The organism is Stenotrophomonas sp. GD03654 (assembly GCF_029845105.1).
Classification (GTDB): domain Bacteria; phylum Pseudomonadota; class Gammaproteobacteria; order Xanthomonadales; family Xanthomonadaceae; genus Stenotrophomonas; species Stenotrophomonas africana.
Map to the genome: position 1 here is coordinate 1 of NZ_JAOCLC010000035.1, position 15351 is coordinate 15351.

Annotated in this window: 16 protein-coding genes; 7 read left to right on the forward strand and 9 right to left on the reverse strand. The window is 67.7% G+C overall.

Going from position 1 to position 15351, the window contains the following annotated elements; translation table 11 throughout:
* Positions 1-133: 133 nt before the first annotated feature.
* Together N5J73_RS13700 and N5J73_RS13705 are read right to left on the reverse strand one after the other, a co-directional pair.
* Entirely contained in the window at positions 134-709 is a 576-nt protein-coding gene (locus tag N5J73_RS13700; RefSeq protein ID WP_049447345.1) for a TlpA disulfide reductase family protein, read from the reverse strand.
* A complete protein-coding gene (locus N5J73_RS13705) occupies positions 706-1980 on the reverse strand; it encodes a YihY family inner membrane protein (RefSeq protein WP_049447343.1) in 1275 nt (424 codons plus the stop codon). Before N5J73_RS13705 ends, N5J73_RS13700 begins: the two co-directional genes overlap by 4 nt.
* A 77-nt stretch (positions 1981-2057) precedes the next feature.
* Between N5J73_RS13705 and wrbA the strand changes: the two genes are divergently transcribed.
* The 3 genes from wrbA (at position 2058) to N5J73_RS13720 (ending at position 3548) form a co-directional block, all read left to right on the forward strand.
* Positions 2058-2651, forward strand: coding sequence for an NAD(P)H:quinone oxidoreductase (gene wrbA, locus N5J73_RS13710; RefSeq protein WP_049447341.1), 594 nt, complete (start codon positions 2058-2060; stop codon positions 2649-2651).
* Positions 2648-2983: a DUF2069 domain-containing protein gene (locus N5J73_RS13715; RefSeq protein WP_049447338.1), complete on the forward strand. Its 336-nt coding sequence runs from the start codon at positions 2648-2650 to the stop codon at positions 2981-2983. Before wrbA ends, N5J73_RS13715 begins: the two co-directional genes overlap by 4 nt.
* 79 nt (positions 2984-3062) lie before the next feature.
* Complete coding sequence (locus N5J73_RS13720) at positions 3063-3548, forward strand: asparaginase domain-containing protein (RefSeq protein WP_041864473.1); 486 nt, start codon at positions 3063-3065, stop codon at positions 3546-3548.
* Positions 3549-3637: 89 nt separating this feature from the next.
* On the opposite strand, the gene N5J73_RS13725 is transcribed toward N5J73_RS13720, so the two are convergent.
* The 3 genes from N5J73_RS13725 to sufT all read right to left on the reverse strand — a co-directional run bounded on the left by N5J73_RS13725 (position 3638) and on the right by sufT (position 7543).
* Positions 3638-5380 (reverse strand): S8 family peptidase, encoded by a 1743-nt coding sequence (locus N5J73_RS13725; RefSeq protein ID WP_049447337.1) that lies wholly within the window; start codon positions 5378-5380, stop codon positions 3638-3640.
* 457 nt (positions 5381-5837) lie between these two features.
* Entirely contained in the window at positions 5838-6932 is a 1095-nt protein-coding gene (locus tag N5J73_RS13730) for a branched-chain amino acid aminotransferase (protein WP_010481775.1), read from the reverse strand.
* A gap of 59 nt (positions 6933-6991) precedes the next feature.
* Complete coding sequence (gene sufT / locus N5J73_RS13735) at positions 6992-7543, reverse strand: putative Fe-S cluster assembly protein SufT (RefSeq protein ID WP_024957743.1); 552 nt, start codon at positions 7541-7543, stop codon at positions 6992-6994.
* 122 nt (positions 7544-7665) lie between these two features.
* Here sufT and N5J73_RS13740 point away from each other — a divergent pair, with 122 nt between their 5' ends.
* Entirely contained in the window at positions 7666-8085 is a 420-nt protein-coding gene (locus tag N5J73_RS13740; RefSeq protein WP_049447335.1) for a hypothetical protein, read from the forward strand.
* Between the two features lie 199 nt (positions 8086-8284).
* Here N5J73_RS13740 and N5J73_RS13745 read toward each other — a convergent pair whose 3' ends face one another.
* Together N5J73_RS13745 and N5J73_RS13750 are read right to left on the reverse strand one after the other, a co-directional pair.
* Complete coding sequence (locus N5J73_RS13745; protein ID WP_049447332.1) at positions 8285-9745, reverse strand: NAD(P)(+) transhydrogenase (Re/Si-specific) subunit beta; 1461 nt, start codon at positions 9743-9745, stop codon at positions 8285-8287.
* A complete protein-coding gene (locus N5J73_RS13750) occupies positions 9742-10062 on the reverse strand; it encodes an NAD(P) transhydrogenase subunit alpha (protein ID WP_005408173.1) in 321 nt (106 codons plus the stop codon). The genes N5J73_RS13745 and N5J73_RS13750 overlap by 4 nt, the downstream gene beginning before the upstream one ends.
* Before the next feature lie 98 nt (positions 10063-10160).
* On the opposite strand from N5J73_RS13750, the gene N5J73_RS13755 reads away from it, so the two are divergent.
* The 3 genes from N5J73_RS13755 to N5J73_RS13765 are packed head-to-tail and all read left to right on the forward strand — an operon-like array spanning position 10161 to position 11533.
* Entirely contained in the window at positions 10161-10745 is a 585-nt protein-coding gene (locus tag N5J73_RS13755) for an RNA polymerase sigma factor (protein ID WP_080354889.1), read from the forward strand.
* Positions 10742-11068, forward strand: coding sequence for a hypothetical protein (locus N5J73_RS13760; protein ID WP_049447330.1), 327 nt, complete (start codon positions 10742-10744; stop codon positions 11066-11068). Before N5J73_RS13755 ends, N5J73_RS13760 begins: the two co-directional genes overlap by 4 nt.
* Before the next feature lie 3 nt (positions 11069-11071).
* The gene (locus N5J73_RS13765; RefSeq protein WP_049447349.1) at positions 11072-11533 is read left to right on the forward strand and encodes a DUF3106 domain-containing protein; all 462 of its coding nucleotides are present in this window, start codon (positions 11072-11074) and stop codon (positions 11531-11533) included.
* A 100-nt stretch (positions 11534-11633) separates the two neighbouring features.
* Here N5J73_RS13765 and N5J73_RS13770 read toward each other — a convergent pair whose 3' ends face one another.
* Both N5J73_RS13770 and N5J73_RS13775 read right to left on the reverse strand, forming a co-directional pair.
* Positions 11634-12713, reverse strand: a complete 1080-nt coding sequence (locus N5J73_RS13770; RefSeq protein ID WP_164078722.1) for an NAD(P) transhydrogenase subunit alpha — start codon at positions 12711-12713, stop codon at positions 11634-11636.
* A 52-nt stretch (positions 12714-12765) separates the two neighbouring features.
* On the reverse strand, positions 12766-15087 hold the full coding sequence (locus tag N5J73_RS13775) for a DUF1631 domain-containing protein (protein ID WP_164078723.1): 2322 nt from the start codon (positions 15085-15087) through the stop codon (positions 12766-12768).
* Positions 15088-15351 lie beyond the last annotated feature (264 nt).

Below are 15351 nucleotides of genomic sequence, written 5' to 3' on the forward strand. Positions count from 1 at the left end.
CGTACTTGCAGCGGCCCCCGCAACCGGCCCCACCCCGCCATCCCTCAGGAGACCCGCCTTTGCTTCGGCTGTTGCCGTTGCTGTTGCTCTGGCCTCCACGGGTGCAGGGCCGCAGGCCCTGCCGACCAACCCACTACTTGGCAGCTGCGATCTGCTTTTCGATGTCGGCGGCCGTCACCGGGCCAAGGAACGTGTGCGCCAGCTTGCCCTGCGGATCCAGCAGGTGCGTCAGCGGCAGGCCACGCGGTGTGGCGAAGTCCGCCGGCGGATCGAACGGGTCCACGATCACGATCGGATAGGTCACCGGATGCTTGGTCAGGAACGACTGCATCTCCGGCACTTCGATGTCCTCATAAGCCAGGCCGACCACTTCGATGTTGCTGCGCATCGCATGCAGCGCGGACAACTCCGGCATCTCCTTCCGGCACGGTGCGCACCAGGTGGCCCAGAAGTTCACCACCACCCACTTGCCACGATGCGCGGCCAGATCGTAATCACTGCCATCCACCGCCTTCATCTTCAGCGTCGGGAACTCGGCGGTGGTGCGCTCGGCCGGGGTTTCATCGACCGGCGCCGGTGCGGCCGGCGTCGGTGCCTGTGCCGGCGGCTGGCTGCTGGCCGGGGTCGGCTCCTGCGCCGGCTTGCAGGCCGACAGGGCCAGCAGCAGGGTCAACGGGAGCAGCAGCGGCAACGTCGTCTTGCGGGTCATGGCATGTCTCCGGAATCGGTATAGATATCACTGACCTTGCGCTTCAGGCGTTCACGCAGGGGCAGTCGCAGATCGTCCAGCGCCGCCAATGCGGCACGGCCCAGGCTGTCGTCGCGGTACGGCAGGTGCTGCTCGGCTACCGGGATGCGCAGCTGGGTGCATTCGTACAGATCGGCCAGGCTCACCTGGTTCAGGTCGCGCGACAGCAACCACTCGCCGCGCTCGTCACGGCGCAGCAGGTCGATCTCCTGCAGGTTGCAGACCAGGTCATGCAGCAGCGAGTCGGTCAGCATCGGCTCCAGCCGCAGGATTTCATCATCGGCCAGGCCCCTGCCCTTGGCGCGTGCATGGTGGAAGCGGCCGAGCAGGCGCAGCAGGCCGTAGAACTCGTAGCCCTGCGGCAAGCGCAGTTCCACTGGCTGGTAGCGGAAGGCGGCCATCGACGAGGACAGCGACGCGCCCAGCAGCACCGCCACCCAGCACAGGTAGATCCACAGCAGCAGGATCGGCACGAAGGCGACCGTGCCATAGAGCTTCTGGTAGGACTGGAAGCTGCCCAGGTAGGCGCCGATGCCCCACTTCACCAGCTCCAGGATCACCGCGGCCAGGATCGCGCCGGGAACTGCGTGCCGCCATTTCACCGTGTGATGCGGCACCACCCGGAACATCAGCGTGATGCACACGAACTCGATCAGGATCGGCGCCACCCGCAGCGCAAGCTCGGCCAGCCAGCGGCCCTCCTGCGTGCCGAACAATGGCATTGCGAACACCCGCGCCGATACTGCCAGCGAAGCAGCGGCGAGCATTGCGCCCAGGGTCAGCACGGTCCAATAGACCAGGAAGCGGGTCAGCTTGGGCCGGGTCGAGCCGACCCGCCAGATCTGGTTGAAGGTCTCTTCAACACTGTTGAGCGTGATCAGCAGCGAGACCACCAGCGCAATGAAGCCGGCGGCGGTGAGCTGGCCGGCACTGGCCGAGAACTGCCGCAGGTAGCCCTCCGCGGCGCGCGCAGCGTTGGGCACGAAGTTGGAAAAGACGTAATCGCTGAGCTGGTCGCTCCAGCGGTCGAAGACGGGGAAGGCCGAGAGCACGCCGAACACCACGATCGCCAGCGGCACCAGCGCGAACACCGTGGTGTAGGCCAGCGCCGCCGCTGCCTGGAACAGGCGGTCGTCGAGGAAGCGATGCCACAGGAAGCGGCCGAAACTGATGGCCCGTGCGCGATCCCGCGCACGCTCCATCCACAGGTTGAGCGTATCCAAAGGTTCCATCGGTGGAAGGGTACCCGATGCGGAATGCTGGCAGGATAGCCATACTGGCGACCACACGACGAGGAGAAGCGGGCACGATGGGCGAGATTCTGGTGCTGTACTACAGCCGGGGCGGTTCGGTGGCACGGCTGGCGCGCCAGATCGCGCGGGGCATCGGCGAAGTACCGGGCATGAGCGCGCGCCTGCGCACGGTGCCGCCGGTGGCCGCCGTGACCCAGACCGCACAGCCGCCGGTGCCCGACGATGGCGCGCCCTACGTGAGCGTGCAGGACCTGGTGGAATGCCAGGGCCTGCTGCTCGGCAGCCCCACCCGCTTCGGCAACATGGCCGCGCCGGTCAAGCATTTCCTGGACGGGCTCGGCGCCGAATGGGTCAACGGCACCCTGTCAGGCAAGCCGGCCGGCGTATTCACCTCCACCGCCTCGATGCACGGCGGCCAGGAATCGACCCTGCTGTCGATGCAGGTGCCGCTGCTGCACCACGGCTGCGTGATCGTCGGCATCCCGTTCACCGAACCGGCGTTGAGCCACACCACCAGTGGCGGCACGCCCTATGGCGCCAGCCACGTGGCCGGCGCCGCCGATGACCCGCAGCCGACCGATGACGAGGCCGTGCTGGCCCGCGCGCTGGGCCGCCGGGTGGCCGACATCGCGCAACGGTTGTCCCGATGAGCCGCCCGGCGCGCACGGTCCTGCTGCTGGCCCTGATGGGGCTGGCTGCCCTGTTCGCCGGCTGGTTCATCAATGACAAGCACTGGCTGGCCACCCAGCTGGTGTTCACCGCGCCGCCACTGGCGTTGGCTGTTGCCCTGCAACTGGGTTGGCGCAAGGCCGGCTTCTGGGCCTCGGTGCTGGCGCTGGGCTGGTTCAGCCACGGCGTGATGAGCGCCTGGAGCCACCCGGAGACGCGCTGGCTGGCGTTGATCGAGATTGCATTGGCCCTGCTGGTGATCTTCAGCGCCAGCCTGCCGGGGCTGCGCGCCCGCTTCGGCAAGCGACGCTGACGCTGCGGCCGCCGGGCCGTATCATCTGTGTTCCTGGCCCCGCGCCGCTGTACCTGTCCTGGTTTCGCGCATGCACATGATGGAAGAGCTCCTGGTCGTCACCACCGGTGGCACGATCGACAAGATCTACTTCGACGACAAGTCGGACTACCAGATCGGCGACCCCCAGATCGGCATGATCCTGCGCGAGCTGGGCGTGACGTTCCGCTTCAACGTGATTCCGATCCTGCGCAAGGATTCGCTGCACATCAACGATGAGGACCGCGAACTGATCCGCGCCACCATCGCCGCGCAGCCGACCCGGCACGTGTTGGTGACCCACGGCACCGATTCGATGGTGCAGACCGGCCAGGTGCTTGCGACGATTCCGGAAAAGACCATCGTGATGACCGGCGCGCTGAGCCCGGCACGCTTCCGCGGCTCGGATGCCGAGTTCAACATCGGCTGCGCGATCGGTGCGGTGCAGTCGTTGCCGAGCGGCGTGTACATCGCCATGAACGGCCGGATATTCGATCCGCAGCACGTGCGCAAGAACGTGGCCGCGAACCGCTTCGAGTCGGTCTGAGGAACAGCGTGCCGACCAAGGTCGGCACCTACCCAAAGAGAAAACGCCCCGGCCTGGGCCGGGGCGTGCCCATGGAGAGGGACTTGGGCTCAGTACTGGGCGCTGAGGGTCAGGCCCGAGAAGGTGCTGTACGCCTTCACCCGCACATACCAGGTGCCGGCGGTGGGACTGTTGATGGTGCAGGTCTCGCTGTTTCCGCTCAGGTACGGACGGCAGGTGTAGGTGGTATCGGTCGGGGCACTGCCCTGGCGCACGTACAGGTCGGCATCACCGCTGCCGCCACTGATCGCAACGCGCAGCTGGGTGCTGCCGGCCGGAACGGCGACGGTGTAGTTCAGCTCGGCACCGGTCGCGGCGCCCAGGCCGGTCACCGGCACGTTGTTCTGCAGCACGTTGCCGCCCGGGTTCGGATTGCCGCCACCGTTGATCGCCGCAGCCACAGCGGCATTGGCGTCGATGATGCCGGCGCCGCAACCACCCGAGCAGGCGCCCGGCAGCGGACGTGCGGTGCTCTTGATGATGCTCTCGACCTGCGCCGGGCTCAGCGCGCTCGGCGCCACCGACTGCATCAGCGCGACCACACCGGCCACATGCGGCGCCGCCATCGAGGTGCCGTTGTAGGACGCGTAGGTGGCGCTGCCCGGCGTGGTGGTGCCGGTGTTGAGGGTGGACAGGATGCTCTGGCCCGGGCCGGAAATGTCGATGCCGGCACCATAGTTGGAGAAGCTGGCACGCGCACCGGCCGAGGTCGTGGCCGCCACCGCGATCACGTTCGCGCAGTTGGCCGGCACCGACGAGGACACGTTGGTGTTGCTGTTGCCGGCGGCAACCACCACGGTGGTACCACGGCTGACCGCGCCATTGATCGCGTTCTGGTAGGTAGCCGAGCAGGTGCCGCCACCGCCCAGGGACATGTTGATGACTTCGGCCGGGTTGGCATTGGCCGGCACGCCACTGACGGTGCCGCCGGATGCCCACACGATCGCATCGGCGATGTCGGAGGTATAACCACCGCACTTGCCGAGCACGCGCACGGGGACGACCTTCGCATTGAACGCCGTGCCAGCCACGCCGGTGCTGTTGTTGGTCACGGCCGCCACGGTGCCAGCAACGTGGGTGCCGTGCCAGCTGGAATTGGAGGCCGGGATGCCCGAGCCACACTCGTTGGCGCCGTACCAGTCGCCTTCGTCGTTCGGATTGTTGTCGCGGCCACCGCCATCACGGGCCATCGCGGCGTCGCTGATGAAGTCGTAGCCGGGCAGGATGTTGGCGTTGAGGTCGGGATGGTTGGTGATGCCCGTGTCGATCACGGCCACCACCACGCCGGTGCCGGTGGACTTGTCCCAGGCCGGCTGGATGTTGATGCCGGCGCTGGAGGTGCCAAAGCCCCACTGCTCGCTGAAACGAGTGTCGTTCGGGGTCAGCGTCGCGCGCATGATCTGGTCGACTTCGACGTATTCCACGTTCGGATCGGCGGCGAGCTTGCGCATCAGCAGCTCGGATTCGGCCTGGTCGAGCGGACGGTCGGTCTTGACCAGGGTCGGGCCCACGGCCAGCTTGCGGACCTGCTGCAGGCCCAGCGCGCGGCCCTGGCTCGTGGCCATGCCAGCGGCGGCGCTCTTCAGCGAAGAGGCCAATGCGGTGGTGTTGGCCACCGGGGCACTGCCGTCGCGGTACTTCACGATGAAACGCTGGTGGGTCGGCGCGGACTGCAGGCCGCTGAGCTGGACATCACCGGCCAGCGCAGGCGTGGCCAGCAGCAGCGATGACAGAACGGACGCACCAAGGACCACCCACACTCGACGCACACGCGGTTGCGTTACCTGGGACATCGTATTTCCCTTCCTAGTGGTGTGAATGCCGGAATCGGCAGAAGCACCGGCCGAACCATGGGCTGGCTTTCGTTGGCGAGGTTCGAAGTCCGGCGAGTCAGCGGATTCCCCTATCAATCCGCCGTGCAGATGACGCTAATGACCAAAACCGGACACCACAAGATTTTCAGCGTCTTTTCAGCAAGATGAAATGTCTGATCTGAGACTTTACGGGTCGAGGGTTTGTGAAGGTGAAGGAACTTTCTCGTGCCCTGCACAGACCTGACTGGGTCGTCACGTGTCCTGGAATGACTTTGCCGACATCGGCGTCCTCCGATCCCGGTCAGGTCCCTTTTCCCAAGGAAAGGGATCTGACCCCGTCCGCCTGACCAGAACGCAGAAAGCCCGTCACGGGGACGGGCTTTCCAGAAGAGCAGCCGAGCGTCGGCTCGGCTCTACAGTTCAGCGTGGGCGATCATCAGCCCAGCTTGACCAGCCAGTTGTGGCGGTCCGGCAGGCGGCCGTACTGGATGTCGGTCAGTTCCTTGCGCAACGACATGGTCACTTCGCCGGCCGGGGCGTTGATGTCGCCCACCGAGAAGCCCTCGCCCTTCAGCTGGCCGATCGGGGTGACCACCGCCGCGGTACCGCAGGCGAACACTTCGGCGATCTCGCCGGAGGCAACGCCGTCCTTCCACTCGTCGATGCTGACCTTGCGCTCTTCGACCTTCATGCCGCGGTCGCGGGCCAGCTGCAGGATGCTCTCGCGGGTGATGCCCTCAAGGATGCTGCCCGAGAGCTGCGGGGTGACCAGCGTGCCGTCCTTGTAGACCAGGAACACGTTCATGCCACCCAGTTCTTCCAGGTACTTGCCTTCGACCGGGTCGAGGAACAGCACCTGCGAGCAGCCCTGTGCCTGTGCCTTCTGCTGCGGCAGCAGCGAAGCCGCGTAGTTGCCACCGCACTTGGCGGCGCCGGTGCCGCCCTTGGCCGCACGCGCGTATTCGGTGGACAGCCAGATCGACACCGGGGCGACGCCCTTGGCGAAGTACGGGCCGGCCGGGCTGGCGATGACGTAGTAACCGGCCTTGTGCGCACCGCGCACGCCGAGGAAGGCTTCGTCGCCGATCATGAACGGACGGAAATACAGGCTCGACTCATCGGCCGACGGCACCCAGGCGCTGTCCACGGCGATCAGCTGCTTCAGCGATTCGACGAAGATCTCCACCGGCAGTTCCGGCAGCGCCAGGCGCTGCGCCGAACGCTGCAGTCGACGGCCGTTGGCATCCGGGCGGAAGGTCCAGATCGAACCGTCGGCATGGCGGTAGGCCTTGATGCCTTCGAAGATTTCCTGGCCGTAGTGCAGCACGGCCGCGGCCGGATCCAGCTGCAGCGGGCCGTAGGCACGCACGTTGGCGTTGTGCCAGCCGGTGTCCTTGTCCCAGCGCACTTCCACCATGTGGTCGGTGAAGTGCAGGCCGAAGCCCGGCTTCTCCAGGATCTGGGCGCGCTCTTCAGCGCTGCGCGGGTGGTCCGAACGGGTGACGGCGAAGCTGGGAATGGACTGGGACACCGGAGATTTCCTGTTCTGGTTGCGGGTAATGCCGGGCCCGCGTCACTGCGGGCCGTGGGTCAAAGCATGCCGGTCTCGAGCCGGGCCGCCTCGGACATCATGTGCTGGTTCCACGGCGGGTCGAACACCAGGTCGACGTCGGCCTCGGCCACTGTCGGGATCATTTCGAGCTTGCTGCGCACGTCGTCGACGAGGATGTCGCCCATGCCGCAGCCGGGTGCGGTCAGGGTCATCTTCACGTCGATCTCGCGCTTGCCTTCGTCCAGGTGCTTGATCTCGACTTCGTAGACCAGGCCCAGTTCGACGATGTTCACCGGAATTTCCGGATCGAAGCAGGTGCGCAGCTGCTGCCATACCAGCTGTTCCACCTGTTCATCGGTGGCATCGGCCGGCAGCTCCAGCGGTGCCGGCGCCTCCTTGCCGATGGCGTCGCCGTCTTTGCCGGCGATGCGGAACAGGTTGCCCTCGACAAACACCGAATAACTGCCACCCAGCGCCTGGGTGATGTACCCATAGCTGCCGGCGGGCAGGGTCACGGTATCGCCCTGCGGGACCATCACGGCCTCGCAATCGCGTTCGAAGTGGACAGGTTCGCTGCTACGGGAATACATGGGGACCGATATGGGGCCGTGGCCGCGGCCACGCAAGACGGCATTCTAGCCCAGCCGCCCTGCTGCCGCCGGTGCACTGCGGCAAACCACAGTATCCTGTGGGTGATCTTCAGGAAGCTTCGATGTCCTTCAATGCCGCGCGTGCCAGGACCGTGACCTGGCTCTGGCCCATCATGCTGTTGCTGGGCCTGTTTGTTGCTCCCCTCGCCTGGACGGTGCTGGCGCTGATGACCGGCCGGCAGGTCGGCTGGATGGCGGTACTGACCGCCCTGGAACTGGTGTTCATGCTGCGCATGGGTACGCTGGGCCCGGGCCGGCTGCGCATAGCTCTGGTCGTGCTGGGCACCCTGCTGGTGGCCGCCGTGGCCAACTGGACCATCGCCAGCGCCTGGATGGGCGGTTCGATCGGGCTGGACCTGTGGGACGCCACGATGCGGATGGGTCCGCACCTGGCCTGGACCCTGATTACCCTGGCCAACGGCGCGGTGGAATGGCTGTGGCTGGCCGTCGCCGTGGTCGTAGGCGCCTGGCTGGCGCGCTGACCGCGTAGATCCACGCGTGGATTCGGTAGTGCCGGCCGCTGGCCGGCAGAGCGTGCGGACCAAGGTCCGCACCTACCAGATCCAGCCGCGGCCTAATGCCCGCCGTAGATCCACGCCACGCGTGGACGGGGTCGTTCCGGCCGCTGGCCGGGAAAAAGCGTGCGGACCAAGGTCCGCACCCACCGGATGCAGCCGGATCTCAATGCCCGCCGTCGAGCGCTTTCAGTTCGCTCACCAGCGAGGCTGCCGCTTCCGCACCATCGCCGTACAGCATGCGCGTGTTGTCGGCATAGAACAGCGCATTCTCGATGCCGGCAAAACCGGTGCCCTTGCCGCGCTTGATCACCACCACGTTGCGCGCGTTGACCACGTCCAGCACCGGCATGCCGTAGATCGGGCTGGCCGGGTCGGTGCGTGCCACCGGATTGACCACGTCGTTGGCACCGATCACCAGCACCACGTCGGTGTTGGCGAACTCCGGGTTGATGTCGTCCATGTCGGCGATCAGATCGTACGGCACGCCCGCTTCGGCCAGCAGCACGTTCATGTGCCCGGGCATGCGCCCGGCCACCGGGTGGATGGCGAACTTCACCTTCACCCCGCGCTGGCCCAGCCGCTGTGCCAGCTCCCAGATCTTGTGCTGGGCCTGCGCCACGGCCATGCCGTATCCCGGCACGATCACCACGCGTTCGGCGTAGGCCATCATCGCTGCAACGTCCGACGCTTCAATCGGCTTCTGCGCACCGGTGATCGCCTGCGCTTCGCCCCCGGCACCGCCGCCGAAGTTGGAGAACAGCACGTTGCGGATCGGCCGGTTCATCGCCTTGGCCATCAGCCGGGTCAGCAGGATGCCGGCCGCGCCGACCATCATGCCGGCGATGATCAATGCCTCGTTGCCCAGCACGTAGCCTTCGAACGACACCGCCAGGCCGGTAAACGCGTTGTACAGCGAGATCACCACCGGCATGTCGGCGCCACCGATCGGCAACGTCATCAGCACGCCCAGCGCCAGCGCCAGCACGAAGAACGCGACGATCGCCCAGGTATTGAGGGTGCTGGCCGCGATGATCGCCAGCACCACCACCGCCAGTGCCACCAGCAGGTTCATCACCTGCTGGCCGGGCCAGGTCACGCGCTTGTCCAGGCGCCCATCCAGCTTGGCCCAGGCGATCACCGAACCGGACAGCGACACCGCACCGATCGCCGCGCCGACCACCGCCAGCAGCAGCATCATGCCCGATGGCTGGCGCGCGGCCAGGTCGGCCAGTGCCTGTGCACTCCAGTGGCTGGTATCGCGGTTGGCGAGGAAGGCGTAGCGCAGCAGTTCCACCGCGCCGATGGCCGCCGCCGAGCCACCGCCCATGCCGTTGTACAGCGCCACCATCTGCGGCATGTCGGTGATGGCAACCTTCCCGGCCGACCACCAGGCCAGGCCCGCGCCCAGCAGCAGCGCCACCAGGATCAGCGGCACGTTGTGCAGTTCGGGAAGGAAGAACGTCGCCACCGTGGCCAGCAGCATGCCCAGCCCCGCCCAGCGGATGCCGCTGCGCGCGGTCAGCGGCGAGGCCATGCGCTGCAGGCCCAGCAGGAACAGCGTGGCGGCGACGAGGTAGCTGGCCTTGACCAGCCAATCGAGCAGTTCGACGGTGCTGATGTTCAAGCCTGCGGCTCCTTCGGCTCGTCCTTGCCGCCTTTGGGCGCACTCGGCTTGAACATTTCCAGCATGCGCGCGGTGACCACGTAGCCACCGGCGGCGTTGCCGGCACCGAGCACCACGGCGAGGAAGCCCAGGGCTTTCTCCAGCGGTGTCTGCGCGTGCCCCAGCACCACCATCGCGCCGATCAGCACGATGCCGTGGATGAAGTTGGAGCCCGACATCAGCGGGGTATGGAGGATCACCGGCACCCGCGAAATGATCACGTGGCCGGCGATGGCCGCCAGCATGAAGATGTACAGCGCTACGAACCCGTCACTCACTGGCAACGCTCCTGCTCTGTCTTCGTCGTCCCATCATAACCATGGGCTGAATCCGGTGCGCGCCCGGCGTCAACCGAAGCCGCGCTCACGCGTTGTCGATGGTGACCCCGAGCGAGGAACCGTACCCTGTGCTGGTGAGCAGCCCCGTCCCCCCGAGCGCCGAGACCGATGCCCTGCCGGCATCGCTGGAGGCGTTCCTGGCCAGTGTCGGCCCGCGTGCGTTCCGCTTCGCCGAGGCCGGGTTGCGCCAGCGCGAAGACGCCATGGACGCGGTGCAGGACGCGCTGTTGCGCATGCTGGACTACGCCGACAAGCCGGCCGTCGAATGGGCGCCGCTGTTCTGGAGCATCCTGCGCCGGCGCGTGATCGACGTGCAGCGCCGGCGCCGTTTCCGCCTGCCGTTCTGGCGCGACAACCAGGACGCGGAAGGCGGCGAGATCGACTGGGCCGACCCCGGCCCGGACCCGGCACAGGCGCATGAACAGCGCCAGCAGTACCAGCAGCTGGTGGACGCGTTGCGCCGCCTGCCCGCCCGCCAGCGCGAGGCGTTCACCCTGCGCGTGCTGCAGGATCTGGACGGGGCCACCACCGCCCGCGCCATGGGCTGCAGCGAAGGCGCGGTAAAAACCCATCTGGCACGCGCCCGCCAGGCGCTGCAGGATTACCTGGAGATCCACCCGTGAACCGCTCCCTGCCTTCCGATGACTCCCTGCGCGGCCTGCACGCGCAGTCGCTGCGCGCGCTGTCGCCGGCAACGCTGGCCCGGCTGCGCCAGGCTCGCCACGGCGCCACGGCCACCCATCGCGGGCGCTGGCGCTGGTGGCTGGCCAGTGCCTGTTCGCTGGTGGTGGCGCTGGGTATCGGCCTGCAGTTCACTGGCCATGGCACGCTGACGGGCCCTGCGCCGGCACCGGTGCTTGCCTCGGTGGAAGACAACAGCGCGCTCTACGACGAAAATCCCGATCTGTACCTGTGGCTGGGCGATACCGACCTGGCGATGGAGTGAATGATGTCCCGACTGCACGCCCTGCCCCTGCTGATGACCCTGTTGCTGCTGCCGGCCCTCCCGGCACTGGCGCAGAGCGCCGCGCCCGCCCCTGCCGCACGCCCCGCGCCGGCCGCACCGCTGCCGGCCTGGGAACAGCTGAGTGAAGCACAGCGGGAATCGCTGCTGGCGCCGCTGCGCGACCGCTGGAACAGCGCCGATGCCGGCCAGCGCCAGCGCATGCTCTCGCATGGCCAGCGCTGGCAGTCGATGAGCCCTGAGGAACGCGACAAGGCCCGCCGTGGCCTGCGCCGCTTCGAGCACATGAGCCCGGAACAGCGTGAGCAGGCCCGGGCCCTGTTCGGCCAGATGCGGGATCTGCCGCCCGCGCAGCGCGATGCACTGCGCGAGCGCTGGTCGCAGATGACGCCGGAACAGCGCAAGGACTGGGTGCGCGAGAACCCGCCGCCGGCGAAGCCGCGGTAAGACCAGATTCAATCCTCTGTAGCGCCGAGCCCACGCCCGGCTGCTTCATCGCGTCTGCGCAAGCCGAGCATGGGCTCGGCTCTACAGCATGCAGGTCAGGTCACGCTTGCCAGCGCGTCTTGGCCAGCAACTCGTCTTCCCAGTCGAAACCGAGCTGCCCTTCGCGCACGAACAGCGCGACGAAGTTGAGCAGGTTGCGCGCATACATCTCGCTGGCCTGGGTCGCACCGCGGCTGGCCAGGCCCAGCGGGCCATCGATGGTCACACCCTGATGTTCGATGCACTGCCCCGGCTGGGTCAGTGCGCAGTTGCCGCCGCTCTCCGCCGCCAGGTCCACGATCACGCTGCCGGTGGCCATGCCCTCCACCATCGCGGCAGTCACGATCGTCGGCGCCGGTCGCCCCGGCACCGCTGCAGTACAGATCACCACATCCACGCTGCGCAGGTGGTCAGCCAGCCGGCGCTGCTGCTCGGCACGTTCCTCATCGGTCAACGCACGCGCATAGCCGCCTTCACCGGCCGCACTCACGCCAAGATCGAGGAAGCGCGCGCCCAGTGACTGGATCTGCTCGCGGGTTTCCGGGCGCACGTCGAAACCTTCCACCTGTGCGCCCAACCGGCGCGCGGTGGCAATGGCCTGCAGGCCGGCCACGCCGGCACCGATCACCAGTACCTTGGCCGGGCGCACGGTACCGGCCGCAGTGGTCAGCATCGGGAAGAAACGCGGCGCGCGTTCGGCTGCGATCAGCGCGGCCTTGTAGCCGGCCATGCCCGCCTGCGAACTGAGCACATCCATCGCCTGCGCGCGGGTGGTGCGCGGCAGCTGCTGCAGCGGGAACAGCTGCAGGCGGTCGCCAGCGGCCAATGCCGCAAGCGCCGGATCACTGGCCGGGGCCAGCAGGCCGACCACGCTGGCAGCGGGCTTGAGCTTTTCCAGGACCGACACCGGCGGCGCCTGCACGCACAGCAGGATATCGATCTCGCCCCAACGGCCCGCGTCGAACACACGTGCGCCGGCATCGTCATAGGCCGCATCGGTGAAGCCTGCCGCCAAGCCGGCGCCGGCCTCGTACCAGACGGCAACGCCGAGGGCACCGAGCTTGCGCGCGGTTTCCGGCGTCAACGCCACGCGCCGTTCGCCCGGCGCGGTCTCCTTGATCCCCAGCAACGCCACGGCCATGCAGGTCCCCGCTGATCGGTGAGTTTTCCCGATCCTAGCAGGCGGCCACGGCTCAGTGCAGTGTTGCGCTGCCCGGGTCCAGCCGATCGATCACACCCTGCATCGCGCTGTCGAAGGCGCCATCGTCGACGTGGGCGCGCAGGCGGCCCAGCCGCACCATCACCGCCAGTTCTTCCGGCGAGGCCACGCAGAAGCGCACGCCGCGGCGGTTGACGAACAGCAGGCGCGAGGAAATCGGGCTGACCCAGGACAGCTTGCCGGCCTGCACCTTGCCGTCCTTGTCGACGAAGTCCAGCCAGTTGCCGATTTCCATGCGGCGGAAGCGGTCGGCGTCGGCGTTGTCGAAGTCGTCGGCGTCGATCTGCCCGCCCAGCTCGACCGCTGGCGATTCAGCCACCGGCGGCGCCGGCAAGGCGACCTGCGGCAGCTCCGGCAGCGCGCGCTGCAGTTCCGGCCGCGATTCGGCAATGCCCTGCAGGGTGTCATGCAGGGCATCGATGGCGCCGGTGGCGGCATCACCATGCACACCCACGCTGGCGAACACCTTGGCCAGCACCGGCTGCCAGGCCTGCAGCCACGGTTTGCCGACGATCTGGCGGCGGGCCTCGGCCACTTCCTCCAGCAGGCCGTCAGCCAGGCTCAGTGCCTCGGCCACCGACGCGCCCTCCTCGCCCTCGCGCAACAGCGCCAGGGTCAGGTGGTGCTGCCACGGCTGGCGCAGGAACTCGGCAATGGCCGGCGGCAGGGTGGCATCGCCGATGCGGCGGTCCAGTTCGGCACCGGCACGGCTGCGGGCCATTTCCAGTTTTTCCTGGCCGCGCTGCGTTTCGGCGGCGCGACGCTCGGCGATTTCCACGCGGCGGCGATGCTGTACGAGGAACTCTCGGAATTCTTCTTCCAGCGTCAGGAAGATCGCCAGATTCTCGTTGAACTCGGCCACCAGGCGTTCGATGATCTCCTCGACCTTGGCCATCAACATGCGCTCGGCCTGGCTTTCGCCGGTATTGCCCTCGCAGGCTTCGGCCAGCGAGTTGAGCAGCTTGCGGGCCGGGTGGGTCTTCTGCACGAACATACGGCGGTCGAGCATGGCGACCTTGACGAACGGCACCACCAGGCGGCCGATCAGCTCGCGCGAGCGACCTTCCAGCTCGCGCTCGTCCAGCATCACGTCGAACAGCATGCCGACCAGATCGATCGCGTCCTCGTCCTGTGGGTCCAGGCGGGTCTGGCCGGGATCGACGCCGAGGCGGGTGGCGCTGGACAGCACTTCACTCTTCAACCGCTGCGCCAGCGATTCGCCATCCTCGCCGATGGCCGCACGCAGCGTCGCACTGGGCGTGGCCTGCAGCAGCGACAGTACCGACATCATCTCGCGCTGGCTCAACGGGCGGTGCTGGCCGACCGCGACCTGCGCGGCCGAGGTGGCGTCCTCGCGAACGTGGCGGGTCTGCTGCAGCAGCTCGTGCAGGGCCTCCAGCAACATGCCCTGCTGGCCGGCATACGCCTCGCCACTGCCGGCGTCCTCGCCCCCGAGATGCTGCTGCATGTGGCCACGGCGCTCGGACCAGCGCGCGGCGAAACGCTGCGCCCAGGCCGGCGCGACCTGTTCATCATCACCGAATTCGGATTCGAAGCCCGCCGCGTGGCGCGGCTCGACCAGATCGTCCACCCCCGGCGCCATGCGCGGGTCGGGCGCGGTCGACAACGGACGCCGCGGCGCCCCCATCTGCGACATCACGCCCGCGGCGGCCAACTGCTCGTCCAGCTTCTCGTAGATGCGGCCGACCGGCGCGCGCAGGTCGCGCTCGCACAGTTTGATCAGCACCAGGTGCACTTCCGGCGCCAGCTCGCAGCCGGCAAAAGCCTCATGGATGGCCACGCCCAGGTGTTCGGGGCTGACCGGGTTGTGGTCGGCATCCAGCTCGGCGCCGCCGATCAAGCGGCCCAGGCGACGGTCCAGCCGCGCCAGCACCGGCTTGAAATCGCGCAGCAGCACGGTGGCGAAATTGCGCACCGCCAGCCGCGACTCCAGTACATGTTCAGCCAGAAGGCTCAGGCCATCCTCGGCCGGCCCGGACAGGGTGGTTTCGGCCGACAGCGGCTCGCCACCGGCCAGTGCATCCCAGGCCCGCTGCAGGTGGCCGGCGAAGGCGGCGGCGATGTCCTCGCGGCGGCGGCGCAGCTCGCGCATCGCATCCAGGAACAGCAGCTGCGATGAGCCTGCATTGCCGGCCCGGTCGAACAGTGCATCGTCGAAACGCGCCAATGCGGCCCCGAAAGCCTGGCACAGCGCCGGCAGGACCATGTCCCGGGCACGCTGAAGCTGGACCGGGTCACGGCCCGGCGATCCCATCGGTGTGGGCGCGCTCATCATTCGGGAAGGCTCCCCACCTTCTCTGGTACGACAGACAGCATGGACATCGCGACGACCGGCACACCCCATGTGCCGGTACGTCGATGGTAGGCCGGCCAGCCCGTCACGGACAGTGAAACAGTCCTCACTTCAAACCTCATGACCGGCGGCCCGGCAAGATGGATATCGTAAGCCGTGCGAGGCCCACGAGGCGAGAGGAAGCGGTCGTCCCTTTCCCGCCAGTGGCATGATGTTCATCACAGTTTGTTATTCAGGGGCCGGACG